23 protein-coding genes are annotated in these 23,451 nt (G+C 65.1%); 14 read left to right on the top strand and 9 right to left on the bottom strand.

The features are described 5' to 3' along the window. The first annotated feature begins 29 nt into the window (after window positions 1–29). The 5 genes from NU1_RS43310 to NU1_RS17365 all read left to right on the top strand — a co-directional run bounded on the left by NU1_RS43310 (window position 30) and on the right by NU1_RS17365 (window position 4,797). A complete protein-coding gene (locus NU1_RS43310; RefSeq protein WP_245720172.1) occupies window positions 30–1,718 on the top strand; it encodes a radical SAM protein in 1,689 nt (562 codons plus the stop codon). 5 nt (window positions 1,719–1,723) lie between these two features. Continuing rightward, window positions 1,724–2,542 (top strand): class I SAM-dependent methyltransferase, encoded by an 819-nt coding sequence (locus NU1_RS43305; protein ID WP_245720171.1) that lies wholly within the window; start codon window positions 1,724–1,726, stop codon window positions 2,540–2,542. Window positions 2,543–2,798: 256 nt separating this feature from the next. Next, window positions 2,799–3,323 (top strand): redoxin domain-containing protein, encoded by a 525-nt coding sequence (locus NU1_RS17375; protein ID WP_371859801.1) that lies wholly within the window; start codon window positions 2,799–2,801, stop codon window positions 3,321–3,323. Window positions 3,324–3,332: 9 nt separating this feature from the next. Then, window positions 3,333–4,214, top strand: coding sequence for a cytochrome c biogenesis CcdA family protein (locus NU1_RS17370; RefSeq protein WP_067522695.1), 882 nt, complete (start codon window positions 3,333–3,335; stop codon window positions 4,212–4,214). 43 nt (window positions 4,215–4,257) lie between these two features. After that, entirely contained in the window at window positions 4,258–4,797 is a 540-nt protein-coding gene (locus NU1_RS17365) for a peroxiredoxin-like family protein (RefSeq protein WP_067522743.1), read from the top strand. Window positions 4,798–5,486: 689 nt separating this feature from the next. Here NU1_RS17365 and NU1_RS17360 read toward each other — a convergent pair. Together NU1_RS17360 and NU1_RS17355 are read right to left on the bottom strand one after the other, a co-directional pair. Next, the gene (locus NU1_RS17360; protein WP_067522693.1) at window positions 5,487–5,909 is read right to left on the bottom strand and encodes a MerR family transcriptional regulator; all 423 of its coding nucleotides are present in this window, start codon (window positions 5,907–5,909) and stop codon (window positions 5,487–5,489) included. A gap of 1 nt (window position 5,910) precedes the next feature. Continuing rightward, the gene (locus NU1_RS17355; protein ID WP_067522691.1) at window positions 5,911–7,431 is read right to left on the bottom strand and encodes a SulP family inorganic anion transporter; all 1,521 of its coding nucleotides are present in this window, start codon (window positions 7,429–7,431) and stop codon (window positions 5,911–5,913) included. A gap of 320 nt (window positions 7,432–7,751) precedes the next feature. On the opposite strand from NU1_RS17355, the gene NU1_RS17350 reads away from it, so the two are divergent. Continuing rightward, on the top strand, window positions 7,752–8,291 hold the full coding sequence (locus NU1_RS17350) for a peroxiredoxin-like family protein (protein WP_067522741.1): 540 nt from the start codon (window positions 7,752–7,754) through the stop codon (window positions 8,289–8,291). A gap of 87 nt (window positions 8,292–8,378) precedes the next feature. On the opposite strand, the gene NU1_RS17345 is transcribed toward NU1_RS17350, so the two are convergent. Next, a complete protein-coding gene (locus NU1_RS17345; protein ID WP_067522689.1) occupies window positions 8,379–8,990 on the bottom strand; it encodes a TetR/AcrR family transcriptional regulator in 612 nt (203 codons plus the stop codon). A 150-nt stretch (window positions 8,991–9,140) separates the two neighbouring features. Here NU1_RS17345 and NU1_RS17340 point away from each other — a divergent pair, with 150 nt between their 5' ends. From NU1_RS17340 to NU1_RS17325, 3 genes are all read left to right on the top strand, one after another. Then, complete coding sequence (locus NU1_RS17340; protein ID WP_245720170.1) at window positions 9,141–10,142, top strand: alpha/beta fold hydrolase; 1,002 nt, start codon at window positions 9,141–9,143, stop codon at window positions 10,140–10,142. A gap of 395 nt (window positions 10,143–10,537) precedes the next feature. Next, window positions 10,538–11,617 carry a flavin-containing monooxygenase gene (locus NU1_RS17330; RefSeq protein WP_067522738.1) on the top strand — a complete coding sequence of 360 codons (1,080 nt, stop codon included), beginning with the start codon at window positions 10,538–10,540 and terminating at the stop codon, window positions 11,615–11,617. Between the two features lie 37 nt (window positions 11,618–11,654). Continuing rightward, window positions 11,655–12,497 (top strand): CPBP family intramembrane glutamic endopeptidase, encoded by an 843-nt coding sequence (locus NU1_RS17325; protein ID WP_067522686.1) that lies wholly within the window; start codon window positions 11,655–11,657, stop codon window positions 12,495–12,497. A gap of 148 nt (window positions 12,498–12,645) precedes the next feature. On the opposite strand, the gene NU1_RS17320 is transcribed toward NU1_RS17325, so the two are convergent. Both NU1_RS17320 and NU1_RS17315 read right to left on the bottom strand, forming a co-directional pair. Further along, window positions 12,646–14,037 carry an MFS transporter gene (locus NU1_RS17320; RefSeq protein ID WP_067522684.1) on the bottom strand — a complete coding sequence of 464 codons (1,392 nt, stop codon included), beginning with the start codon at window positions 14,035–14,037 and terminating at the stop codon, window positions 12,646–12,648. A 150-nt stretch (window positions 14,038–14,187) separates the two neighbouring features. Beyond that, window positions 14,188–15,117 carry a LysR family transcriptional regulator gene (locus NU1_RS17315; protein ID WP_067522683.1) on the bottom strand — a complete coding sequence of 310 codons (930 nt, stop codon included), beginning with the start codon at window positions 15,115–15,117 and terminating at the stop codon, window positions 14,188–14,190. Window positions 15,118–15,255: 138 nt separating this feature from the next. Between NU1_RS17315 and mmsB the strand changes: the two genes are divergently transcribed. Continuing rightward, a complete protein-coding gene (gene mmsB, locus NU1_RS17310) occupies window positions 15,256–16,149 on the top strand; it encodes a 3-hydroxyisobutyrate dehydrogenase (RefSeq protein ID WP_067522736.1) in 894 nt (297 codons plus the stop codon). Window positions 16,150–16,171: 22 nt separating this feature from the next. Next, the gene (locus tag NU1_RS17305) at window positions 16,172–17,656 is read left to right on the top strand and encodes a CoA-acylating methylmalonate-semialdehyde dehydrogenase (protein WP_067522681.1); all 1,485 of its coding nucleotides are present in this window, start codon (window positions 16,172–16,174) and stop codon (window positions 17,654–17,656) included. 46 nt (window positions 17,657–17,702) lie between these two features. On the opposite strand, the gene NU1_RS17300 is transcribed toward NU1_RS17305, so the two are convergent. Further along, window positions 17,703–17,900, bottom strand: a complete 198-nt coding sequence (locus tag NU1_RS17300; RefSeq protein ID WP_084521526.1) for a hypothetical protein — start codon at window positions 17,898–17,900, stop codon at window positions 17,703–17,705. Between the two features lie 345 nt (window positions 17,901–18,245). Here NU1_RS17300 and NU1_RS43300 point away from each other — a divergent pair, with 345 nt between their 5' ends. Further along, window positions 18,246–18,518 carry a LapA family protein gene (locus NU1_RS43300; RefSeq protein WP_212761540.1) on the top strand — a complete coding sequence of 91 codons (273 nt, stop codon included), beginning with the start codon at window positions 18,246–18,248 and terminating at the stop codon, window positions 18,516–18,518. 174 nt (window positions 18,519–18,692) lie between these two features. Here NU1_RS43300 and NU1_RS17290 read toward each other — a convergent pair whose 3' ends face one another. Both NU1_RS17290 and NU1_RS17285 read right to left on the bottom strand, forming a co-directional pair. After that, window positions 18,693–19,388 (bottom strand): YwaF family protein, encoded by a 696-nt coding sequence (locus tag NU1_RS17290; protein WP_067522676.1) that lies wholly within the window; start codon window positions 19,386–19,388, stop codon window positions 18,693–18,695. 119 nt (window positions 19,389–19,507) lie between these two features. Then, the gene (locus NU1_RS17285; RefSeq protein WP_067522674.1) at window positions 19,508–21,811 is read right to left on the bottom strand and encodes an MMPL family transporter; all 2,304 of its coding nucleotides are present in this window, start codon (window positions 21,809–21,811) and stop codon (window positions 19,508–19,510) included. Between the two features lie 218 nt (window positions 21,812–22,029). Between NU1_RS17285 and NU1_RS17280 the strand changes: the two genes are divergently transcribed. Together NU1_RS17280 and NU1_RS17275 are read left to right on the top strand one after the other, a co-directional pair. After that, window positions 22,030–22,491: a hypothetical protein gene (locus NU1_RS17280; protein ID WP_067522672.1), complete on the top strand. Its 462-nt coding sequence runs from the start codon at window positions 22,030–22,032 to the stop codon at window positions 22,489–22,491. A gap of 34 nt (window positions 22,492–22,525) precedes the next feature. Then, complete coding sequence (locus NU1_RS17275) at window positions 22,526–22,846, top strand: DUF1707 SHOCT-like domain-containing protein (RefSeq protein ID WP_067522734.1); 321 nt, start codon at window positions 22,526–22,528, stop codon at window positions 22,844–22,846. Between the two features lie 56 nt (window positions 22,847–22,902). Here the strand turns inward: NU1_RS17275 and NU1_RS17270 are convergent. Beyond that, window positions 22,903–23,451, bottom strand: a 549-nt coding sequence (locus NU1_RS17270) for an alpha/beta hydrolase (RefSeq protein ID WP_157552432.1), incomplete at its 5' end; no start/stop codon positions are given.

The following is a 23,451-nucleotide window of genomic DNA, read 5'->3' as shown; positions in this document are numbered from 1 at the left end:
GTCGGTGGCTTCACAAACCAGGAGGCTGTGTGAACGAGTTCGATGAGGCGGTCGTGGGGCGCTCGGCGGTACCGGCTACCGCCCCTGGATCCGAACGCGAACAGTCGACGAAGCGGACGGATCGAGACGAGGTGTTCGTCGAATACACCAAGAGCATCTGCCCGGTGTGCAAAGTGGTGGTGGACGCCCAGGTCAATATTCGCGACAACAAGGTGTACCTGGGCAAACGTTGCCGCGAACACGGCTGGTTCGAAGCGCTGGTCTACAGCGACGCGCAGGCGTACCTGGATCTGGCCAAGTTCAACAAACCGGGCACGCTGCCGCTGAGGTTCCAGACCGAGATTCGTGACGGCTGCCCGTCGGACTGCGGGCTGTGCCCGGACCACAAGCAACACGCGTGTCTGGGTCTGATCGAGGTCAATACCGGCTGCAACCTGGATTGCCCGATCTGTTTCGCCGACTCCGGTCATCAGCCGGACGGGTATTCGATCACCGCTGAGCAGTGCCAGGTCATGATCGACGCGTTCGTCGCCGCCGAGGGCGAACCCGAGGTGGTGATGTTCTCCGGTGGCGAACCGACTATCCACAAGCGCATTCTCGACTTCGTCGATATGGCGCAGGCCAGCCCGATTCGCACGGTCACCATCAATACCAATGGAATTCGGCTGGCCTCGGACCGCAACTTCGTCGAGGCTTTGGCCGAGCGCAATGGCCGCAATGGCAAAGTGGTCAATCTCTATCTGCAGTTCGACGGACTCGAGGAGGAGACGCACCGCAAGATCCGCGGTCGCGATCTTCGGGTGATCAAGCAACGCGCACTGGACAATTGTGCGGCGGCGGGTCTGACGGTGACCCTGGCCGCGGCGATCGAACGGGGAGTCAATGAGCACGAGGTGGGGGCGATCATCCGTTACGGCCTCGCCCATCCCGCGGTGCGGGCGATCGCCTTCCAACCCGTCACGCACTCCGGCCGACATCTGGAGTTCGATCCGCTGCAGCGGCTGACCAACCCGGATGTCGTCGATGCGATTGTCGAGCAGTTGCCGGAATGGTTTGTGCCTCAGGACTTTTTTCCGGTGCCGTGCTGCTTCCCGACCTGCCGGTCGATCACCTACCTGATCACCGACGGCACACCCGGCGAATTCGACCACACCGTCGTCCCGCTGCCGCGCCTGGTGGCCGTGGAGGACTACCTCGACTACGTGACCAATCGCGTCGTGCCCGACTACGCCATCCGCGAAGCACTGGAAAAGCTGTGGAGCGCTTCGGCATCCGTCGGAACACCGACCACGGACGAGAAGTTGGTTGCAGCGGCGGAATCCATTGTGTGCGGGCCGGGTGGTTGCGGTATCGACCTGCCCGCAGCGGCCCGCGAACTGGCCGACCGGGCATTCATGATCGTGATCCAGGACTTCCAGGACCCCTACACATTGAATGTGAAGCAGCTCATGAAGTGCTGCGTGGAGGAGATCACCCCGGACGGGCGGCTCATTCCCTTCTGCGCCTACAACAGCGTCGGGTACCGCGAGCAGGTCCGTGCCGAAATGACCGGTGTCGTTACGCCGGATCTCGTACCCAACGCGGCCGAACTGCAACCGCTGCTCACCCGCTCACCACATGGTTCCATGATTGCCCGCAGCGGTACGGCACAGCCCGGCCCACTGGCGCCGGACTCCACCAATGTCGGAAGGCGCGCCGTGCCGCCGAAGGGACAGTGACCACCATGTCCACCCATCCCGTCGGGATGCCACGGCCAGCGGATTCCGAGCTCAAAGCCTGTTGCGTCCAAGCGTATTCGGGCGATGTGGTGTCGCTGCTGCTGGGGGAGTCGTACCACCCGGGTGGATTCGGACTGACCCGTCAGTTGGCGGATCAGCTCACCCTGCGGCCGGGTGGGCGCGTACTCGACGTCGCGTGCGGGCCCGGGGCCACCGCGCGGCTGCTCGCCACCGAATACGACGTATCAGTCGACGGAATCGATCTCGCTCCAGCCGTTCTCGCCCGTGCCCGCGCCGATGCCGCCACGGCGGGTCTGGCGGATCGAGTCCGATTCCATGAAGGCGACAGCGACGCCCTGCCGTTCCCCGCCGACACCTTCGACGTCGTTATCTGCGAATGCGCGCTGTGCCTTTTTCCGGACAAGCAGAGCGCCGCAGCCGAATTCGCGCGGGTACTCCGCCCGGGTGGTCGCATCGGCCTCACCGATGTCATCATCGCGGAGTCCGGGCTGCCGCCCGAGCTGACCGACCTCACCGCCTACATCTCCTGCATCGCCGATGCCCGGCCCGCCGACGGCTATATCGGACTGCTCACCACGGCCGGACTGCGGGTCAGCACCGTGCGTAACCACGACCACGCGGTGACCGCGATGCTCGACCACATCGAAGCCCGGATCAAGCTGCTGCGCATCACCGCTCCCGATACCCTCCGCGCCAACGGGCTGGATCGGGCACTCGCGGCCCGCTACCTGAACGCGGCCCGCCAGGCGGTCGCCGACGGCAGCCTGGGCTACACGCTCATGGTCGCCGAGAAACCACGGTAGCGACCGGGCGGCGCGCCCGATCATCGTTGATTACTCGGTGATCTGCCGCGATTCGGCTGCCTCTGTGGTTGCCTTCCCGCCGCGCCCCTCGAAGACCGTGACCTCGAAACAGCACAGCGCGGGAGGATGGCTGAGGATCGATTGTCGGCTCGCTGACAATGTCGGACCCGGCATCGGCATCGGGCGGGTTGGATGATGGTTCCGCACTCAATTCACGAATCGGAAGGTCCCACACGTGACATTCGGCTGGAAACTGATACCCCTGCTCGCCGCCACCGTGGTTGCCGCCGCCGGGTGCGGCGGGTCCGACCAGAGCACCGATACGGCGGCCTCGACCTCGTCCTCCGCCGTCCCGGCGACCGCCGCGACGACGGCCGCACCGGTACCGGAGGAACTGCGGTTCACCGCGAAAACCATTGATGGCAAGGAATTCTCGGGCGAGACCCTGGCGGGCGAGCGGGCCGTGCTGTGGTTTTGGACGCCGTGGTGCCCGACCTGTCAGCGCGAAGCGCCGGGGATCGCCGCCGCGGCGCTCGCCCACCCGGAAGTCACCTTCGTCGGCGTCGCGGCCCAGGACGAGGTATCGGCCATGCGGGACTTCACCGACAAATACGGTCTGAACTTCACGACCATCGCCGATACCGACGGCGCGGTGTGGCAGCGGTTCGGGATCACCGCGCAACCGGCGTTCGCGTTCATCAGCAAGTACTCCGATATCGATGTGGTGCGTGGCGCGATCAGCGAATCGGAGCTGGACGCGCAGCTCAAAGCGCTCGGCTGAGCGGCGGTCATGACCGCTCAGACACTGGGGTTCGCGCTGGCGGCCGGACTGGTCGCGGCGCTGAACCCGTGCGGATTCGCGCTGCTGCCGGGCTATCTCATGCTGGTGGTGGCGGGGGAGGGGACCGCCCCGGGCCGACTGACGGCGGTAGGGCGCGCACTCGCCGCCACCGCGGTGATGGCGGCCGGATTCGTCGTGGTCTTCGGAACCTTCGGGCTCGTCATCGCCCCGCTCACCACGTCCGTGCTGCGCTATCTGCCCGCGGTGACCGTAATCGTCGGTCTTGTCCTGCTGGCGGTCGGTGGCTGGATGCTGGCCGGCCGCGAAATCACCGTACTGCTACCGAAATTGGCTCGCGGCGCACCCACCGCCCGGCTGGCATCCATGTTCGGCTACGGCGTCGCCTATGCCATCGCGTCGCTCTCGTGCACGATCGGCCCATTTCTCGCTGTCACCGGAACCACCTTCCGCAGTGGATCGGTCGTCGGCGGAATCGCCGCGTATCTGGCCTACGGTGCCGGGATGGCGCTCCTGGTCGGCGTACTCGCCGTCGCGGTCGCCCTGGCCGGTACCGCAGTAACCGCCGGTGTACGAAAAGTGCTGCCGTATTTCACCAGAACCGCCGGAGCGCTGCTGATACTGACGGGCCTCTACGTCGGCTACTACGGAATCTACGAGCTGCGACTGTACTTCGCCGACGGCGACGCACACGATCCGATCATCGACGCGGCGAGCAAACTCCAGCAGGGGATCGCCGACCGCGTCGACGCCCTCGGCGCCGGTCCGATCCTGGTTGTCCTGGTCGTGCTGGTCCTGGCCGCAACCGCATTCGGCTGGTACCGCGCCCGCCGCAGGGCTGCGGCTCAACGTGACCGACTGTCAGCGGAATGACACTGTCGGCGTGCTCGGCGGTGGGCTGTGGTTCGCTGAGGTTATGGCCCAATTCGATACCGGTGACGTCGTCCCCGCCCGTGCCCTGACCACCATCGACGGCACGGCGGTGTCGGTCCCGTCGTCGAACCGGTTGACGCACTTACAGTTCCGTCGCTTCGCCGGATGTCCGATCTGCCATCTGCACCTGCGCTCGATCGTGCGGCGGCACGAGGAGATCCAGGGTGCGGGGATCGATGAGGTCGTCGTATTCCATTCCGCGGCGGAGGAGCTTCGGCGATACCAAGCCGATCTGCCGTTCGCCGTCATCGCCGACCCGGACCGAATCCTGTACATGGAGTTCGGTGTCGAATCCACGCCGACGGCGGTCGCGCATCCGCGGGCGTGGCTGGCGGCGGCACGTGGAGTGGTGCGGCAGCGGTCGGTCAGCGGTGCACTGGGGCGGGGTGAGGACCATTTCGGGCGGCCTGCGGATTTCCTCCTCGCCCCGGATGGTCGAATCGTGGACCGCAAGTACGGTACGCACGCCGATGATCAGTGGTCTGTCGACGAGATACTGGCGCGCGCTGGACGTTTCCGGTGAGCGGAGCCGGTATTACTCCCCTTGGGCATTGATCCGCTCGATGGATGTGTGAGCTTCCGGAGGCGTCGCGCATCCGTTTCCGGCTGTCGAGGATCAGCGTCAACCCGAATGCGAACTCATCGCCCTTGCTCGGACGGTCGAGATGGTGGCGGATGTGCGCGGCCAGGTCGGGGTAGGGTATCGCTCAACCGGGCCGACAGCGACGCCTGGTCGTCCGCGTCCCGGCATGGCGAGCGCCTCGGTGAGAACACGCTCCGCATCGGCGCGCCGGTCCGGCGTGCGCAGCCGCATCCGCAGCCCCCCCGCGCGATGGAATCCTCGAGGTACTGCGTGGTCAGCGGCACCGTCGTACCGCTGCGGTCAAGGTGCGCACCACATCCCACACCTGCTCTCTGCTGCGTGGGTCGAGTGCCGGTGGGGCTCGTCGAGGCGTTCCTGCGCGGCCGGTGACAGTGCGTTGCCGTGGTGGCGCAGCGCGAGGTTGTTCGTGGTCAGTCGGTGGGGGACAAAGTAGCGGAAGAACGTTCGCGCGCTGGAATGAGCCGGAACGGACTCGTTCCAGCACCCACACAGAGCACCGGCGCAGCCGACCGGCCAGGTCAGCGGAGTGGGCCGCGGCCCGACTATCGGATGAGTTGTCCCTGGTTCCGTGCCGCCCGACTGCCGGCCCCGTCGAATACGTCTCGGGCTCAACGCGATTTACGCTCCACGAGGACGGCGCTCGAGGTGGCCAGTAGTTCGGTGAACTCCTCGGCATAGGCCAGTTGGCGGCGCAATGTCTCGCAGCGCTCCTGCGCGCTGGCCCGGCATTCGCGCAGGACACCGGTCGCCTCCGCGAAGCGCGCGGAGTCCGCGCTCGCATCGTCGACAGTGTCGAGTGCCGCCAATAATTCCCGCATCTGTTCCAGCGTGAATCCGAGCGGCTTCATGCGCCGTATCACCAGCAGGCGAGCGATATCGGCCTCGGTGTAGAGGCGGAACCCACCCGCGCTCCGTGCCGAGGGCCGTACCAGGCCGACCTCGTCGTAGTGCCGAATTGTCTTGATCGACAGTTCGGTGCGCTCGGCGACCTGACCGATCTGCAGATGGGCGTGGGTGGGTTCGGTCGACATCTCAGTGGGCTCCGGAAAGATGCCCGCTGAGCCGCTGGTGACGCTGCTCGGAGGCTTCGTTCAGTCCGATGATTTCCACGTTCTTGCCCTTGGACTCGTACTTGGTGGTAATCGCGTCCAAAGCGGCCACCGTGGAAGCGTCCCAGATATGGGCCTCGGACATATCGATGATCACATTGTGTGGGTCGTCGACATAGTCGAACTGGTAGACCAGGTCATTGCTGGAGGCGAAGAACAACTCGCCGCGCACCTTGTACACGCGGGTGTCGATATCGCCGTCGCGGTCGGTATCGGCCTCGTGGACCTTGATGACCTCGGTGAAGTGGGCGACGCGGTGGGCGAAGGCGATCATGGCGGTGAGCACGCCCGCGATGACGCCGTAGGCGAGGTTGTGGGTGGCGACGGTGACCGCGACGGTGACCAGCATGACCGTGGTTTCGGCGATCGGCATGCGGCGCAAGGTTTTCGGGGAGATGGAGTGCCAGTCCATGGTGCCGACCGACACCATGATCATGACCGCGACCAGGGCCGCCATCGGGATCAGCGCGACCACGTCGCCCAGGCCGACGACCAGGATGAGCAGGAAGACACCGGCGAGGAAGGTCGAGATGCGGGTGCGTGCGCCGGAGGTCTTCACATTGATCATGGTCTGGCCGATCATGGCGCAACCGCCCATGCCGCCGAAGAAGCCGGTGACCACGTTGGCGACGCCTTGGCCCCAGCCTTCGCGGGTCTTGTCGGAGTGGCTGTCGGTGATGTCGTCGACCAGTTTGGCGGTCATCAGCGATTCGAGCAGGCCGACCAGCGCCATGGCCAAGGCGTAGGGGGCGATGATCGCCAGGGTGTCGAGGTTGAACGGCACATTCGGAATGAGCAGCGACGGCAGGCTCGACGGCAGTTCGCCCTCATCGCCGACATTGGGCACATTCAGGGCGAAAACCACTGTCGCGGTGGTCAGTACGACGATTGCCACCAGCGGCGCCGGGATCGCGGTGGTGAGTTTCGGGAGGAAGACCAGGAGCGCTAGACCGACCGCGACCATCGGGTACACCAGCCACGGCACGCCGAGTAGATGTGGCACCTGCGCCAGGAAGATCAGAATGGCCAGGGCGTTGACGAAGCCGACCATGACGCTGCGCGGAATGAACCGCATCAGCTTGGCCACGCCGAGCACGCTCAGCACGATCTGGAGTACTCCGGCCAGGAGTACGGTCGCGATCAGGTAGTCGAGGCCGTGGTCCCGCACGACCGGCGCGATGACCAGCGCGATCGCGCCGGTGGCCGCGGAAATCATGGCCCGGCGGCCACCCACGATCGAGATGGTGACGGCCATGGTGAACGAGGCGAACAATCCGACGCGCGGATCGACACCGGCAATGATGGAGAACGAGATGGCCTCGGGAATCAGCGCCAGCGCGACGACCAGACCGGCCAGCACCTCGGTTCTGAGCAGTTTGGGGCTCCGCAGGGCAGAAAGGACCGACCCCTCGGTATCTCGCTGGGTGGGCACAGCTGTCCCCATCGGCAAACTCCATTCATCGGTCGCGGGCGCGCCGGCCGCCCCGGGGCAGCGCGAGGTATAAGCGGAAAAGTCGTGGATGCGAGCGGCCGACGACGCGGGCGACCATGCTGGATATCACCGGCCACGCTGCCTGGTGACGAACCTCAGCTAACGCTCGGCGATGAGAACCCTACCCTCCGGTACGGGTAGGGTTGCAACCCCGGAGGCTCCGACGTGTCCCAAATCTCACTGCGCGCAGTGGCGGTCGATTCCTGCGGGCCGACTGTCACTGCGATGACACCATCGTCGTGGTGGGCGCTGTGTTGTGGTTCGCTGAGGTCATGTCCCAACTCGATATCGACGACTTCGTCCCCGCCCGTGCCCTGACCACCATCGACGGCACGGCGGTATCGGTGCCGTCGCCGAACCGGTTGACGCACTTGCAGTTCCGCCGCTTCGCCGGGTGCCCGATCTGCCACCTGCATTTGCGGTCCATCGTGCGGCGGCACGGGGAGATTCAGGCGGCGGGGATCGACGAGGTCGTGGTATTCCACTCCGCGGCGGAAGAGCTGCGGCGATACCAAGCCGATCTGCCGTTCGCTGTCATCGCCGACCCGGACCGAATCCTGTACTCGGAGTTCGGTGTCGAATCCACGCCGAAGGCCGTCGCGCATCCGCGCGCGTGGCTGGCGGCGGCACGTGGGGTGGCGCGGCAGCGATCGGTCAGCGGCGCGCTGGGCTTGGGCGAGGACCACTTCGGCCAGCCAGCGGATTTCCTCCTCGCCGCCGACGGCCGCGTAGTGGACCGAAAGTACGGCACCCACGCCGACGATCAGTGGTCCGTCGACGAGATACTGACGCGCGCCGCACATTCCCGGTGAGCGGTCGGGGGAGCGGGTGGATCGGTTGCCCAAGGGCCGATCCGGAATACTCGTCGATCAGGGAGGTCGGGGAGGGGTTCGATTGTCCTATGCGTCAGCCGGGTTCGGGTCTCCTGCTGGGGCGACGCCACGTAGGAGGGTGCGGACGGCGCGGTCGGCTATGACGTGGACGGGGTCCTCGCCGGATTGGGCGGCTTCGGCGGCGACGTAGATGTGCGCGTTGAATACCGCCTCGATCCATGCCGGGGGGAGCGCGGGATCCAGGGCGCCTTCGGCTTGGGCGGCGGCGGCGAGGGTGCGCAGTGATTGGTTGCCTACCGGGCGCCAGTGTGGATTGCCCGCGAAACGGTCCGGGTCGGCGTAGAGGAATATCAGGCGGTCGCCTACTTCGACGAAGGAGCGGAGCAGCGAGGTCAGTTGGTCCAGGGCGGTGGTGGTGTTGTTCGCGGCTTTGGCGGCGACGGCGTCGAGTACTGCCAGCGATTCGATCAGGACTCCGTCGATCAGGTCCTGTCGCTCCGGGAAGTATCTGTGCAGAGTGCTGCGGCTGACATTCGCGTGATCGGCGATCTCGGTCAGCGAGGCGGCGTAGTTGCGGGCCCAGATCGTCAGGGCCGCTTCGAGTATGGCGGCGCGGGTGCGTGCGCGAACGCCGCTGGTCGCTGCCTCGATAGTGGGTTCTCGATCCCGCCTGCCCATGCCGGGACCGTAACATCACGCACCGGGTCGACATTCTCACCGGAAAAATGAGACACTGATGTGTTATTTTGGCAGTGGCCTGTTGCAGAGGGTCCTGGGCAGTCGCAGCCGTGAATCAGTAAGCGCCCCATAGGAGCGACGATGTCGGAAATGTCGAAGCCCGACATGGGCGACGCGGGCGCACGGCGTGGGCGTCGCCGCCGGACTGTCCTCAGTGTCGTCGCCGTGACCCTGGCAGCCGCGGCGATCGCGTGGTTGGCTCTGCGCGACACGTCGCCGGTAGGTCACTTCACTTCCGCCGCGGGCAATGATCAATTCTTCGCCGCCTACGACCGGGCGATGGCGGAGTTGCCCGCACCGAGCGCCACGCTGGATCTGCGCACCGACTACGGAGTTGTGCGGGTGTACCGGTTCGACGGCGCGAATCCCACCGCACCCGCATTGCTCCTGCTACCCGGACGTGCGGCGGCGGCTCCGATGTGGGCCGACAATCTGGCCTCGCTCTCGGCGCTGCGGACCGTCTATCTGGTGGATCTGCTCGGTGAGCCGGGCGCGAGTGTGCAGAGCAGACCGATCGAGAACGATGCCGACCAGGCCGCATGGCTGCATCAGGCCATTGCGCAACTCCCGGATCGGCGCGTGGTGCTGGCCGGAGTGTCCATCGGCGGGTGGACCGCGACCAATCTCGCCATCCAGCAACCGGACAAGATCGCGGGTGTGATCGCGCTCGACCCGGTGATGACCTTCGCATCGATGTCGGCGCAGGCGATCATTCGCTCCATACCGGCCTCGATCAGATGGGTTCCCAGGAGTTTTCGGGACAGCTTCAACAGTTGGGTCGCCGGTGGCGCCCCGGTCGAGCGGGTTCCGGTCGCGGACATGATCGAAGCCGGTATGCGGCATTACGCGCTCGCCCTGCCCACCCCGTCGACTTTCGATGGTGCGGAACTGCGCGGCCTCGCCATGCCGTTCCTGGTGATTATGGCGGGTAAGTCGGTAATGCACGACAGTGCGGCAGCTGCCGACCATGCACGGCGCAGTCTAAGCAATGCGACTGTTCTTATCTATGACGATGCTTCGCACGCGATCAATGGCGAGTTTCCCGATCGGATTGCGACAGATGTCGCTGCCTTTCTCGCCCGTATGACCTGATAGGCCGAAACAATTAGGGGCATGCATGGTATGAACGAACCGAATAGGCTCGAAACATGATGAAATCACCTGGAAGCGCATCGATTCGCATATCCATCGCCCTCGGCGCCTTTGCCGCCGGGATAGGTTTCGCCTCCGGCACGGCGGTCGCGCAGGTCGATGTCACGGCTTCGTCTACTACGGGAATTCCGATGCTTGCAGCGGAGGCCGCTGACTCCCGCGCTCCCGTGGGCCAGGACATTCGTGTGCTCGACACCGGATCGTCCGGGATATGTTTGCCGATCGCGACCGGTAGCAATATCGGAATGCCCGGATGCGGATAACCGGTGTGATCGAGTAGCGCGGGAGCGAATATTCGTTTGCGGAGATCTGATATCGAGCCCATTATGGTGTCCATGAAATCGGTGATCGTAGTCGGGGCAGGACAATCCGGAATTGCCGCCGCCGGTGCGCTGTCGGCCAGTGGCTGGCAGCCGGTGCTACTCGAGTCCGGTGCGGATGCGGCGGGGTCGTGGCCGCACTATTACGACAGTTTACGGCTATTCACCCCATCGCATTTCAACACCATAGCCGGGCGGAAGTTTCCCGGCGATCCGAACCGGTATCCGAGCGGCACGGAAATGGCGGACTATCTGCGCGCTGCCGCCGCCGAACTGGATTGTGCGATCCATACCGGCGCGCGGGTCAGCGCGGTGGCATACGAAGCGGGCGAGTATCGCGTCCGTACCCATCAGGGTGGGGAGTTCACCGGGGCGGCGGTCGTGGCGTGCACGGGAAGCTTCACCAACCCCTATCGTCCGAAGCTGCCCGGATTGGTCGGATACACCGGTCGAGTGCTGCATGCCAGCGAATACCGTTGTCCCACACCGTTTATCGGTAAACGGGTGGTCGTAGTGGGTGCTGGCAACTCTGCCGTGCAGATCGCCGTGGAACTGGCCGAGCACGCCGAAGTGACCCTGACCAGTCGGTCGGTGGTCCGCTACGCCACCAATCAGCCGGTGCCGGCCGAGTCGCGGCTCTGGACGGTCTTGGCCGCGGCGGCGCGACTACCGTTCGGTCCGCTGGTCGACCACGGGACGGTCCCGGTGCTCGATATCGGCGGCCACCGCGACGCGATCGAGTCCGGACGACCCAACCACCGAGACCTCTTCGTCGGTGCGAGTGGAAGTTCGCTGGACTGGGCATCCGGGGAGCGTGAACACGTCGACGCTGTTATCCTCGCCACCGGGTACCGACCCGCCCTGGACTACCTCGAGCCGTTGGGTGCGTTGGACGCACACGGCGCGCCTCACCAGCGGTTCGGTCTATCGCGCACTCACCGCGGACTGGGATTCGTAGGTCTCGAATACCAGCGCACGATCCTCTCGGCCACCGTGCACGGAGTCGGTCGAGATGCCCGGTACGTCGCCCGCCGCCTGACTCGCCGGGTAGCCGGCGCATCGCGACCCTCCTGGGATCGTGACCGAACGCCATGAGCACGCGAATCGACCAGTCGTGGAACGGGAGCTACCAATGGCACCGCACCGAGCACGGTGGCGCGCACCGCAACTGCGTCGGGTAGCGCTGTTCGTCATATTGACCTTCGCATTCACCTGGGCCTGGTGGATTCCCGCGGGTCTGATCGAACGCGGCATCCTCACCGTCGACGTACCGCCGATGGCGCTGTTGATCGTGGGAGGGCTCGGCCCGGCCGTGGCGGCGCTGATCTGCGCGAGCACCGCACTGGGTGGCGAGGGTATAAGGGCGTTTCTGCGCAACGCCTTTCGATGGCGGGCACCGTGGCGGTTCTACGGACTCGCGACGGTCGGTATGACGGTAATGGTGCTCGGCACGGTGCCGCTGCATCTGGCACTGGGAGCTCGGTGGGATGGCGAGGGGGCCATGAAAGCCGTTCTCGCCCTGCTGCCGATGTTCGTGCTGACCTTCACACTGGGCGGCGGTATCGACGAAGAACTGGGTTGGCGCGCATTCGCGCTGCCCCGGTTGCAGGCAACCCTTCCCCCTTGGGCGGCAAACGTCCTGCTCGGCCTGGTGTGGTCGCTGTGGCATCTGCCGCTGTGGTGGAACCCCGGTGTGGCCCAGTACGACTCGAACTACGCGATGTACGTCGTCTCCACGACCGGCTACGCCATTGTGCTCGGCTGGCTCTATAACTCGACCCACGGCAATACCGTGGTGGTGATCGTGGCCCATACGGTGACCAACGTCAGCTACGGCCTCCAAGCCGCCGCTATAGATCCGGTGTACCAGTGGGTCGACGTCGTAGTGATGGGCGGTGCGGCAGTTCTCATCTGGGCGATCACCCGCGGCAGAATAGGACTCCGGACCGTGACATCGGACCCAGCCTCGATCTGAACGCCGTTGTGCGCAAAGGCGCGTCCGCCGCGGCGCTGCTGTCCCCGTGGCAGCAGGAAGAGTGCCACTACGAGCCCGGCCACGATGCTGAGGCTCGCGACGGTGCGGAGAGCGACGACAAGGAGACGCGGCGTCGGTCGACCAACCGCTACAGCGCCGACCGCTGGAGCGCGGCCCGGGTGGACTCCTCGCGCAGGCGCGCTCTGTCGGCCGCGTCTATCGATTCGAGGGTGATGCCCTTCGTTTCCCGGGCGCAGAGGACGGCGACAATGGTGATCAGCGCGGCGCCCAGCAGGTAGAAAGCGATGGGCACTGTGGAGTCGAAGCGGTCGAGCAGCTTCGTCGCGATGATCGGGGCCATGGATCCGGCGACGATCGCGGTCACCTGATAGCCGAGGGATACCCCGGAATACCGCATGCGGGTGGGGAACATCTCGGACATGATGGCGGGCTGTCCGGCGTACATGAGGGCGTGGAACAGAAGCCCGATAATGATGGCGCACATAATGATCGCGGGCCGACCGGTGTCCATCATGGGGAAGGCGAAGAAGCCCCAGGTGGCGGTGAGTACGGCACCGAGCAGGTAGACCGGCCGGCGCCCGACGGTATCGGTGGCGCGCCCGACCAGGGGTACCACGCAGAAGTGCACGGCGTGCGCGGCGAGCATCCACCACAGAATGTCGCTGGTATCGGCGTCGACGACGATTTTGAGGTAGGTGATCGAGAAGGTGACGACCAGGTAGTACATGACATTCTCGGCGAAACGCAGCCCCATGGCGGTGAATACACCGCGCGGGTAGCGCCGGAACACCTCCATCACACCGAATGATTGCGCCTTGACCTGCTCGGCTTCCTCCTGTGCCGCAATGAAAATCGGCGCGTCCGACACCTTGGTGCGAATGTAGTACCCGACCAGCACGATCACCGCGGACAGCCAGAACGCCACGCGCCAGCCCCAGCTCAGGAAGGCGGCTTCGGACAGGGTCGTGGTGAGGGCGAGCAGTACGAGCGTCGCCAGTAGATTGCCCGCGGGGACGCCCGCCTGCGGCCAGCTCGTCCAGAAACCGCGTTTGGCGGGGGAGCTGTGCTCGGCGACGAGCAGCACCGCGCCACCCCATTCACCGCCGACGGCGAAGCCCTGGACGAATCGCAGGAACACCAGCAGGGCGGGGGCCAGATAGCCGATCTGCGGGAAGGTGGGCAGACATCCCATCAGGAAGGTGGAGACACCCACCAGGAGCAGGCTGAATTGCAGCAGATTCTTGCGCCCGTGCTTATCGCCGAAGTGGCCGAACACAATGCCGCCCAGGGGACGGGCAATGAATCCGACGGCGTAGGTGACGAAGGCGGCGATCACCCCGTCCAGGGGATTATCGGAGTTCGGGAAGAACACCTTGCTGAACACCAGCGTGGCGGCGGTGCCGTACAGGAAGAATTCGTACCATTCCACGACGGTGCCCGCCATCGAGGCCGCGACCACCTTCTTCAATCCACTGGGTTCCGCGGGGGCCGCGTCCCTTGGAATTTCGCCGACGCTCATCGCTGTCTCCTCTTGGTCCCGCGCGGTGCCGCACCGCTGCTGTGAGCCACAGCACATTGCTGATTCGCTTTTGCAGTATTCGTGCGGCGGCCGAGAGCGGGCAATATCGAGAAACGCAGGTAGTACCTGCACAAATGCAGTCGGTGCGAATCAGCCGCAGCCGCCCCGCAATTCGCTGGCTCGGGCGCGAACCTCCGCGCGCAGGGCGTCGAGCACCGCGCGAACGGTATTGCCGCGCAAGGCTTCTTCCCGCGCCACGGTCCAGTAGGAGATCCGATGGTCGAATTCGACGGCCAGGATGCGACGCAGTTCCGGACGCCGGTCGGCCAGATATACCGGCAGTATTCCGATTCCGGCGGCCGCGGCGGTGGCTTCGACATGGGCGAAGACGCTGGTGGATCGCAGTCCGATGGGCGACGCCGGCAATTGTTTGGCCGCCAGATCCAGTTCGTCGATCTGCAAGGAGGATTCGATGTAATAGATCAGCCGGTGCTCGGCCAGCGCGGTGAGGTCGGCCGGATGGCCGTGGCTGGCGAGGTAGCTATCGCTCGCGTACAGGCCCAGGTGGTAGTCGGTGAGGTGGCGTGCGACGGCGCGATGCACGTCGGGACGGCCGACGACGATCTCCAGATCGACACCGGAGCGGTTCTGCCGCACCCGCCGGGTCGCGCTGATCAGCTCTATCGACAGCCGTGGATAGTTCTCCTGCAGGCGGGCCAACGCCGGTACCGCGACATGTGCGGCGAAGGCGTCGGAGGCCGCGATTCGCACCAGTCCGGCCACGCCGTCCCGGCGCGTCTGCAATGGGGTGGCGAGGTGCTGGAGCGACCGTTCTATCTCCTCGGCGACCACCAGTGCCCCGCGCCCCAGTTCGGTCAGTTCCCAGTCGCCGGACTCCCGCACCAATACCCGTCCGCCCATGACCTTTTCGAGTGCCGCGATCCGTCGGGACGCGGTCGTGGAATTCACGCCGAGCGCTTCGGCGGCGGCGGAGAACTTCCCGAGGCGGGCGACCGCGAGCAGGACCAGCAGATCATCGGGACTGGGTTGCCTAGCGGTGAGTGGGTGTGGTGCCGACATGGAACGCACTCCACCACATCGCCTGCAAATTTGCAGCACCTTCCTGCAAAACTGGGCTGTCAACTGCGTTGATATTCGTTTGCTCTGTCCATAGCGTGGCTCGCATCACAGCATCAGCGAATCAGGATGGAGCGTGCGATGGCGACAATCGCGTGGATCGGGCTCGGGCATATGGGCAATCCGATGACGGCGAATCTGATCGGGGGCGGACATACCGTCCACGGCTTCGATCTCGATCGGACCGCTCTCGATGCGGCCGCGGCCAAGGGCGTCAAGCCTTTCGGGTCGATCGCCGACGCCGTGCGGGGGGTGGACGCGGTCTTCACCATGCTGCCCAAGGGTGATCACGCCCGCGCGGTATACGAGGGTGACGACGGTGTCTTCGCCCACGCCGATCCGTCGACGCTGCTGGTGGACAGTTCGACCATCGATATCGATTCGGCGAAGCTGCTGCACGATACCGCCCGCGCGCGAGGATTCCGGTTCGTCGACGCCCCCGTCTCGGGTGGCATCAGCGGTGCGGCCGCGGGCACGCTCACCTTCATGCTCGGTGGTGAGCCGGATGCCGTCGAGGCAGCCGCGGTGTTCATCGATCCGATGAGCGGCAATATCATTCGGACCGGTGCGGCCACCTCGGGTCAGGCCGCCAAGATCTGCAACAATATGATGCTGCTGATCAATCTCGCGGCCTGCGCCGAAGGTGCGGTGCTCGCCGAACGGCTCGGACTGGATCCGACCGTATTCTGGAATGTCGCATCGGTGTCTTCGGCCGACTCCTGGGCGCTGCGTACCTGGTATCCGGTCCCCGGCATTGTCGAAACCTCCGCCGCCAACCATGATTTCGCGCCCACCTTCACGGCGGACCTGGCCAATAAGGACATCGGTCTGGCACTGCGGGCGGGCGAATCGACCGATACCCCGCTGCCCACCGCCGCGATCGTCGCGGCCCAGCTCCAGGAGCTCGTCGACTCCGGCCTCGGTGGTCGCGACTGCTCGCTGATCATCAAACATATCGATCCCGCCGTCGGCTGAACGAATTCGAAAGGCGTAGAACATGACTCGCATTCCCCACTACATCGACGGCAAGCTGATCGATACCGCGGAGCGCACCGCGCCGGTCTACGATCCGGCGACGGGCGCGGTGACCGGCGAGGTCGTACTCGCCTCCGCCGCCGAGGTCGCCGATGCCGTCCGGGTCGCCAGGAACGCGCTACCGGGTTGGCGCGCGACAAGTCTCACCCGCCGATCCGATATCTTCTTCCGGCTGCGCCACCTGCTGACCGAGCGCCGTGACGAATTGGCTCGCATCATTACCGCCGAACACGGCAAGGTTCTCGATGATGCGGCGGGCGAGATCGCCCGCGGACTGGAGAACGTCGAATTCGTCGCCGGGCTGACGCACCTGCTCAAAGGTGACTATTCCGAACAGGTTTCCCGTGGAATCGACGTCCACCAGGTCAAACAGCCGGTCGGCGTGGTCACCTGCATAACCCCCTTCAACTTCCCGGCGATGGTGCCGCTGTGGATGGTCTCCTCGGCCATCGCCTGCGGCAATACCGTCATTCTCAAACCCAGTGAGAAGGATCCCTCCACCGCCGTCTTCCTGGCCGAACTATTCACCGCGGCAGGGCTTCCCGATGGCGTGCTCAATGTCGTGCACGGCGATAAGGAGGCCGTTGACGCGCTCATCGACGACACCGATGTCGCCGCCGTGAGTTTCGTCGGTTCGACCCCCATCGCGGAAGCCGTCTACCGGCGCGCGAGCGATAACGGCAAGCGGGTGCAGGCTCTCGGCGGTGCCAAGAACCATATGGTGGTCATGCCCGATGCCGATCTCGATGCCGCCGCCGACGCGGCGGTTTCCGCCGCATACGGTTCCGCGGGGGAGCGGTGTATGGCGGTGTCGGTACTGGTGACGGTCGGCGATATCGCCGATGAGCTGATCGGCAAGGTCAGCGAACGGATCTCGGTGCTGCGCATTGGCGCGGGTACCGATCCGGCCGCGGAAATGGGTCCGCTCATTACCCGGGAGGCACGTGACCGTGTCGCGGCGTATGTGGCCGGTGCGGCCGACGAGGGTGCGAGCGTCGTGGTCGACGGCCGGGACAAGGAGTTCGACAGCGATGGATTCTTCATCGGCGTCAGCCTGATCGACCATGTCCGGCCCGGGATGAAGGTCTACGATGATGAGATCTTCGGACCGGTCCTCTCGGTGGTCCGGGTGGATACGTATGCCGAAGCCGTCGATCTGGTCAATGCCAACCAGTACGGCAATGGTGTCGCCATCTTCACCCGAGACGGCAAGTCGGCGCGGGAATTCGAATTCGATATCGAGGTCGGTATGGTCGGCGTCAATGTGCCCATCCCGGTTCCCGTGGGCGCCTACTCTTTCGGCGGGTGGAAGAGATCGCTGTTCGGCGACACCCACATCTACGGCCCGGAGAGCATCCACTTCTACACCCGCAGCAAGGTGGTCACCACCCGCTGGCCCGACCCCTCGGAAACTCAGGTCAACCTCGGCTTCCCCAGCAATAACTGAACCGGTCCCGCGCCTGTCCCCGAGCTGTCGGGGCGGGCGCGCCCGGCTACTGCCCGCGTGGCAGCAGGAAGAGTGCCAGTACGAGCCCGGCCGCGATGCTGAAACCCGCGGCGGTGCTGATGGCGATGGACTGCGTGAGGGCGGAGATCCCGATCGTCAGAACAAGGCAGATCGACAGTGCCAGTATCGCGGTTCCGCGCTCGACGCCGACGATGAGGACAGGTCGTTCATTGATCACTGCCATGGTGGGGGAGTACCCCAATTCGGGCGTTATCAAACCGTGATTTGTGGGGCGTTCGATGGGCAACTCCAATGGTGCGCACTCGAATCCGAGCTAGTCGGTTCCAGAGTGCGTGACACTGGACGCATACAGCGTCGTAGATCCGAGGAGGCCATCGTGAAGTCCGCGGGCAACAACGAACCATTCGACGGCGACGACCCGAGCCGCGTTCCGGTCGAGCCACGAGCTCCGGTCGAGCCGCAACGTCCGGTCCAACCGCCCGCACCTCCGGCTGAACCTCCGCGACCGCCGGTCGAAGCACCGCCACCGTCTCCCCACATCGACCGGACCAGAGCGGGCAGTGTCTGGGTGAGTCTGTCGGTCGGCGGCGTATTCCTGGTAGCGCTTTTGATATTCGTCGTCCAGAACACCACCAGTGTGCGGCTGGGGTTCCTGGGCTGGCATTTCGAACTGCCGGTCGGCGTCGCGATCCTGGTCGCCGCGGTGGCGGGGCTACTGGTCATGGCTGTGGCCGGGGGAGTCCGGATCATTCAGCTCCGCCAGGCATTTACGCGGTTGGCGCGCTCGCGTAATCCCCCGTCGGAGCCGAATGGTGGGAATGCGAACACATTCGGCTCGTAGTGAGGTTGGGGCAAGTTCTCGCGGCAGCGGTCCGACCTCCGCTGCCCGATCTCACCCCTCGTGATCGCCGCGATCCCGGTGTGGCCGCTCATCGCTCGGCTGCTGCGCTCGCGCCGTCCCACGAATCAGCCGCCCGCGAAGGCCGATATACCCACCGGCAGTTGATTCTTCGCGTCAACCTGCCGCTCGCACCCAGGGCCAGGTCATCAGCGCCCACACGGTGAGCAGGATGAGGGTGACCGTGCCGAGATACCAGGGCCAGGGGCCGAGAGCGTCGAGAAGGGACGGGGTGTTGGGCTTGGCGTTGACGAAGCCGTAGTTGGTGTCGGCGAGGGTGTTGAAGGTGAAGGTCACCACGGCCCAGGCGGCGGTGACCGCCACGGTGATTCGATAGCCGCGCCAGTCCGGGTGCATGCCGAGGCCCCAGGTCAGGTAGATCGCCGCCCAGACCACGGCCAGGTGGATCGCCCAGAAGGCCAGGAATTCGGGGTGCGGGAAGTCCTTGCTCTCGAAGGCCGGTGATATGAGTGCCTGGGTGCTCAGGGTCAGGCACCAGTAGTAGGTCAGCGCGTATGCCCAGGGGCGTCGTGACCAGAGGGCGTAGGCGGCGACCAGGGTCGCGAGATCGGTCAGGCGCAAGGGGACCGAGCGATCGATGGCTGGGGGCAGCATGGCGACGGCGTAGATCACCAGGTACAGGGCCAGGGTCACGATGCCGAAGATCTGGCTGAATCCTATTGCCGCGGCTGTGTTTCGGTGTCTGCGACCGATCCGGACGAACAGTATCGCGCCCACCACGAAGACGGCGAGAGCCGTCCAGTGCGATGGTCCATACGCGGAGAATTCCTGATACGCCGGGCGCGTGTCCACGACTACCTACGGTATAGGAGTCGGCAGCGGTGATTCGGCGGCACCGGTCAGCGAGCGGATTCGAACCCGTGGCGGGCTCGAATCCGTTCGGTGGCACGGAATTGCCGCGTCGATCGGACTCAGCGGACCGGTGTCATCGGCGGTTTCTCCGACTTCTTCCGCAGCGCATGCAGTTTCGCGCCCTCGACATCGATATCCGGCACGATCTTGTCCAGCCACTTCGGCATCCACCAGGCCGATTCACCCATCAGCACCAGCAGGGACGGGATCAGCACCATGCGGACGAGGAAGGCGTCGAACAGCACACCGGCGGCCAGCGCGAAGCCCATGGATTTCGCGGTCGCGTCGGACTCCATCAGGAAGGATCCGAAGACGAAGATCATGATGATCGCGGCCGAGGTGACGACGCGGGCACCGTGGTGGTAGCCGAAGATCATGGCATTCCTGGGTGATTTACCGTGCACATATTCCTCGCGCATACGGGTCACCAGGAATACCTGATAATCCATGGCCAAGCCGAATACCAAGCCGATCAACATGATTGGCAGGAAGCTGACGATGGGCCGGGGTTCGTCTATCAGACCCAGCTTGCCTTCCTGGAATATCAGCACGGTCGCACCGAAGGTGGCGGCCATCGACAGTAGGAACCCGAGGGCCGCGGTGAGTGGTACCAGCACCGAGCGGAATACCGCGATCAGCAATAGGAATGCCGCGCAGGCGACGATCGCCAGGTAGGGGACGATCTTGCTGAGTAGAGCGTGGTCGACATCGGCGTAGATCGCCGTCGTGCCGGTAATGCCGTATTCCATGCCGTACTGGGTCTTCAGTTCGCCCTCCGCATTACGGGCGTCGCGCACCAGATCCTTGGTCGCCTGATCATTCGGGCCGGTCTTCGGAACGCCGTCGAGGATGGCGCCCTGCTGATCCGCACTGAACTCCGGCTCGGTCACATAATCCATATCCGGGTAGCCCGACAGCTCGTCGCGCAGGGCGGTGACGGCGGCATCGCGGCGGTCCGGCGCGACACCGCTGAGATCGACCGCGACATTCAGTACGCCATTGCTGCCCGCGCCGAAGCCCTCCGTGCGCAGCTCATACGCCTTTCGGACGGTGGAGGTCTTGGGCATGCTGTCCTCGCCGGGCAGACCGAGGTTCATATTGATGGCGGGTGCGGCCAGCAGGCCGAGCACGATCACGCTCAGTATCAGGGTCAGTGCCGGGGCCTTACCGATCAGACGGCCGACACGCATACCGTTGGTGACCGCGGTGTCGTCCTCCGGATCGTGCTGGGCGATCAGCGGCAGCTTCGGCTTGAACAGGAACCGTCCGAACGCACCGAGTAGCGCGGGCATCAGGGTGATGGCGGTAATGACCGCGAACGCGGCGGCTATCGCGCCACCCAGACCCATGAAGGTGAGGAATCGGATACCGACGATACTCAAGCCGACCAGGGCGATGATTACCGTCAGACCGGCGAAGACCACCGCCGCACCGGCCGTGGCGAGCGCGGTACCTGCCGCCTCCTCCGCCGAATCCTGTACCGCCAGTTCGTGTTTGTACCTCGACACGATGAACAGCGCGTAATCGATGGACAGCGCGATTCCGATCATCGAGGCGAGGAAGGTGGTGAAGCTCGGTACCTCGAGTACCGAGGTACCGAGGAAGATCAGCGACATGGCCGCACCCAGACCGACGAGTGCGGTAATGATCGGAACGAAGGCGGCGACGATCGCGCCGAACGCGATGATCATGACGAGGAATGCGAAGCCCATACCGATCATCTCGGATTTACCGCTGGGCTGCTCCTGCTCCATCGCGATGGAGCCGCTCAATTCCACGGTGAGCCCGGCGGCCCGCGCCGCATCCGCGACATCGTAGGCGGCCTTGCGATCATCGGCGGTGACGTCGGTGAATTCCTTGATAGTGAACGGAACATTCAGTACCGCAACCGAATCCGGTTCGGTCGGGTTCAGTACGTTCAGCGGGGCCGAGCTGCACTTGGAGGCGAACTCGGGCGACTGCCGATCCCCGGTCAGACAGCCCATCTCCTCGGCAGCGGTAATCGGATCGGTCAGCGGCGTGCCGTGATCGACGATATCGAGGGCAGCGAGCCCGGTGATCAGGGCTTCGACAGCCGCCCTGTTCGCCGGATCGGTCAACCGCTGCCCTGGCGGCGCACCGATGACATACGTGCCGGTGACAGCGTCGAACTGGAATCCCGCCGACATGCCGGGGAAGTGTTTGTCCAGGATCTCGGTGGCGCGTTCCGATGGCAGATTCGGGATATCGAAGGAATTGCTCATCGGCTTCTGCAGCTGCGCACCGAGGCCGCCCAGCACCAGAAAAAGGACCAGCCACACGGGCAGAACGATCCATTTGCGCCGGAAGGCGAGCTTTCCCCAGCGATACAAATACACGGACACGGTGTTCTCCTCGCAGGAATCGGGTGAAGCCGGTCAGCTGCCGAGCTGAAGAGTCGAACAACCTCCGAGTCTGCTGTTTATTCGGCACAAGATCAAGAACAGTCGCCGGGGACACCGGCGATATCCGGTGGGTCGATACAAAACCTGCGTGCTGGCCGCATCAAACGGCGGAGCCAGGGTAAGGCTGCCGTAAAGGTTCCCAACCATGAGGAGGAGCAATGCCCAAGTTCCAGAACAAGATCCTGCGTTCGACGATGGCCGCCGGGTTGATCGCGGCGGGCGCGATGCTGGTGGCCTGTGGCGACGACGACTCCGACACCACAGAGACGACCACGACCACTGTGCTGGAGACGACCGCCGGCACCACCACGACCACCACCCGCGGTGCGGAGGATGACGAGGACAAGGTGACACCGGCGGCCGCGCAGCAGCTGTGCGACATGATCTCCCCCGAAATCGCCAACTGGCGCGACCAGGGTTCCGCCCTGGCCAAGGTCAGTTTCAATGGCACGGTCCACAACTGGGCGGCCCGCAATGACGGGCTCAACGACGAGGTGCTTCGGGACCAGTCGATCGTCGACGACGCCACCAGCCGCACCTGTCCCGAGGTGCGTCAGCAGGCGATCGATGTTCTGGAGGTCCCGGATCTGGCCAGCGCCCTCGCGGGCTTCGGGAACTAGGGACGGACCGAACCTGACCATCTGGGAGGTAATGATGGCCATCGGACCGTCGACCCGCGCCGCGAATGTTGATCGGGAGCGCGTCATCGGACTGCTGCAGACTCAGCTCGCCGCCGGCACGCTGTCCGCGGAGGAGTTCTCCGCCCGGGCGGCGGTCGCCTCCCGGGCCCGGACCCTGGGTGAGCTCGACCAGCTCACCCAGGACCTTCCCGTTCCCGTCCCGTCATCGGTGGAGCGAACAACGTCGGACCCGTTACGGGGAATGATTGTCGGCGCACTCGTCGCCGTGGCCGCGTTTCTGCTGATACTCGTCGTAGTGCTCGTGGTGCTGGGTGTCGGCGCGACGACGGGCTGAACGCCCGTTTCACCTCGGTAGCCGCGGGCCCTGGCCGACCACGTCTGAGTTCGCACTCATCCGGTCGCGCGCGATGGGCGCTCCAGCGTCCGAATGAATTCCGCGATCTCCTCGATCGCGGCGCGACTCTCCGGGAGCAGATTGCCCAGCACCGGAAACGCGTGCACCTGGCCCTGCCACACCTGCAGCCGGTGTTCGACGCCCGCGGCGAGCAGCCGCTCGCTCATGACCTCGGCATCGGCCCGCAACACCTCGTCCTCGGCACAGATCAACAAGGCCGGGGGGAGCTGCGCCAATTCGCCATTGACCGGCGAGCGGAGCGGATCGATCACGCCCTGGGCGTCACCGGCCATGAGTAGGGCTATCTGGGCGAACCGACCGGCGGGCAGGAATACATCACTGCGCGCATTGCGATGGGCCAGCTTCACCTCGTGCGCCAGATCCAGCCAGGCCGACAGCCCGATCACACCGATCGGGCGTGCGATGCCTCGTTTGGGGGCTTCGAGCGCCAAAGCGAAGGCGAGGAAGCCGCCCGCGGAGTCGCCGATGAAAACCGTGGAGTCGACGCCGATGCCCTCGGCATGCAACCAGCGCACCGCCGCGGC

Source organism: Nocardia uniformis NBRC 13702, from assembly GCF_001613345.1.
Classification (GTDB): domain Bacteria; phylum Actinomycetota; class Actinomycetes; order Mycobacteriales; family Mycobacteriaceae; genus Nocardia; species Nocardia uniformis.
Note: the sequence above shows the minus strand (reverse complement) of the source record. Positions and strands in the feature narration are given on the sequence as shown.

Bases quoted from the DNA above. Each gene is read 5' to 3' on its own strand.
- NU1_RS17345 (WP_067522689.1), bottom strand. From the start codon at position 8,990: ATGGGCAGGCGGGATCGAGAACCCACTATCGAGGCAGCGACCAGCGGC.
- NU1_RS17365 (WP_067522743.1), top strand. From the start codon at position 4,258: ATGGCCCAATTCGATACCGGTGACGTCGTCCCCGCCCGTGCCCTGACC.
- NU1_RS17320 (WP_067522684.1), bottom strand. From the start codon at position 14,037: ATGAGCGTCGGCGAAATTCCAAGGGACGCGGCCCCCGCGGAACCCAGT.
- NU1_RS17350 (WP_067522741.1), top strand. From the start codon at position 7,752: ATGTCCCAACTCGATATCGACGACTTCGTCCCCGCCCGTGCCCTGACC.
- NU1_RS17370 (WP_067522695.1), top strand. From the start codon at position 3,333: ATGACCGCTCAGACACTGGGGTTCGCGCTGGCGGCCGGACTGGTCGCG.
- NU1_RS17275 (WP_067522734.1), top strand. From the start codon at position 22,526: ATGGCCATCGGACCGTCGACCCGCGCCGCGAATGTTGATCGGGAGCGC.
- NU1_RS17325 (WP_067522686.1), top strand. From the start codon at position 11,655: ATGGCACCGCACCGAGCACGGTGGCGCGCACCGCAACTGCGTCGGGTA.
- NU1_RS17340 (WP_245720170.1), top strand. From the start codon at position 9,141: ATGTCGAAGCCCGACATGGGCGACGCGGGCGCACGGCGTGGGCGTCGC.
- NU1_RS17360 (WP_067522693.1), bottom strand. From the start codon at position 5,909: ATGTCGACCGAACCCACCCACGCCCATCTGCAGATCGGTCAGGTCGCC.
- NU1_RS43305 (WP_245720171.1), top strand. From the start codon at position 1,724: ATGTCCACCCATCCCGTCGGGATGCCACGGCCAGCGGATTCCGAGCTC.
- NU1_RS17305 (WP_067522681.1), top strand. From the start codon at position 16,172: ATGACTCGCATTCCCCACTACATCGACGGCAAGCTGATCGATACCGCG.
- mmsB (WP_067522736.1), top strand. From the start codon at position 15,256: ATGGCGACAATCGCGTGGATCGGGCTCGGGCATATGGGCAATCCGATG.
- NU1_RS17300 (WP_084521526.1), bottom strand. From the start codon at position 17,900: ATGGCAGTGATCAATGAACGACCTGTCCTCATCGTCGGCGTCGAGCGC.
- NU1_RS17280 (WP_067522672.1), top strand. From the start codon at position 22,030: ATGCCCAAGTTCCAGAACAAGATCCTGCGTTCGACGATGGCCGCCGGG.
- NU1_RS17330 (WP_067522738.1), top strand. From the start codon at position 10,538: ATGAAATCGGTGATCGTAGTCGGGGCAGGACAATCCGGAATTGCCGCC.
- NU1_RS17355 (WP_067522691.1), bottom strand. From the start codon at position 7,431: ATGGGGACAGCTGTGCCCACCCAGCGAGATACCGAGGGGTCGGTCCTT.
- NU1_RS17315 (WP_067522683.1), bottom strand. From the start codon at position 15,117: ATGTCGGCACCACACCCACTCACCGCTAGGCAACCCAGTCCCGATGAT.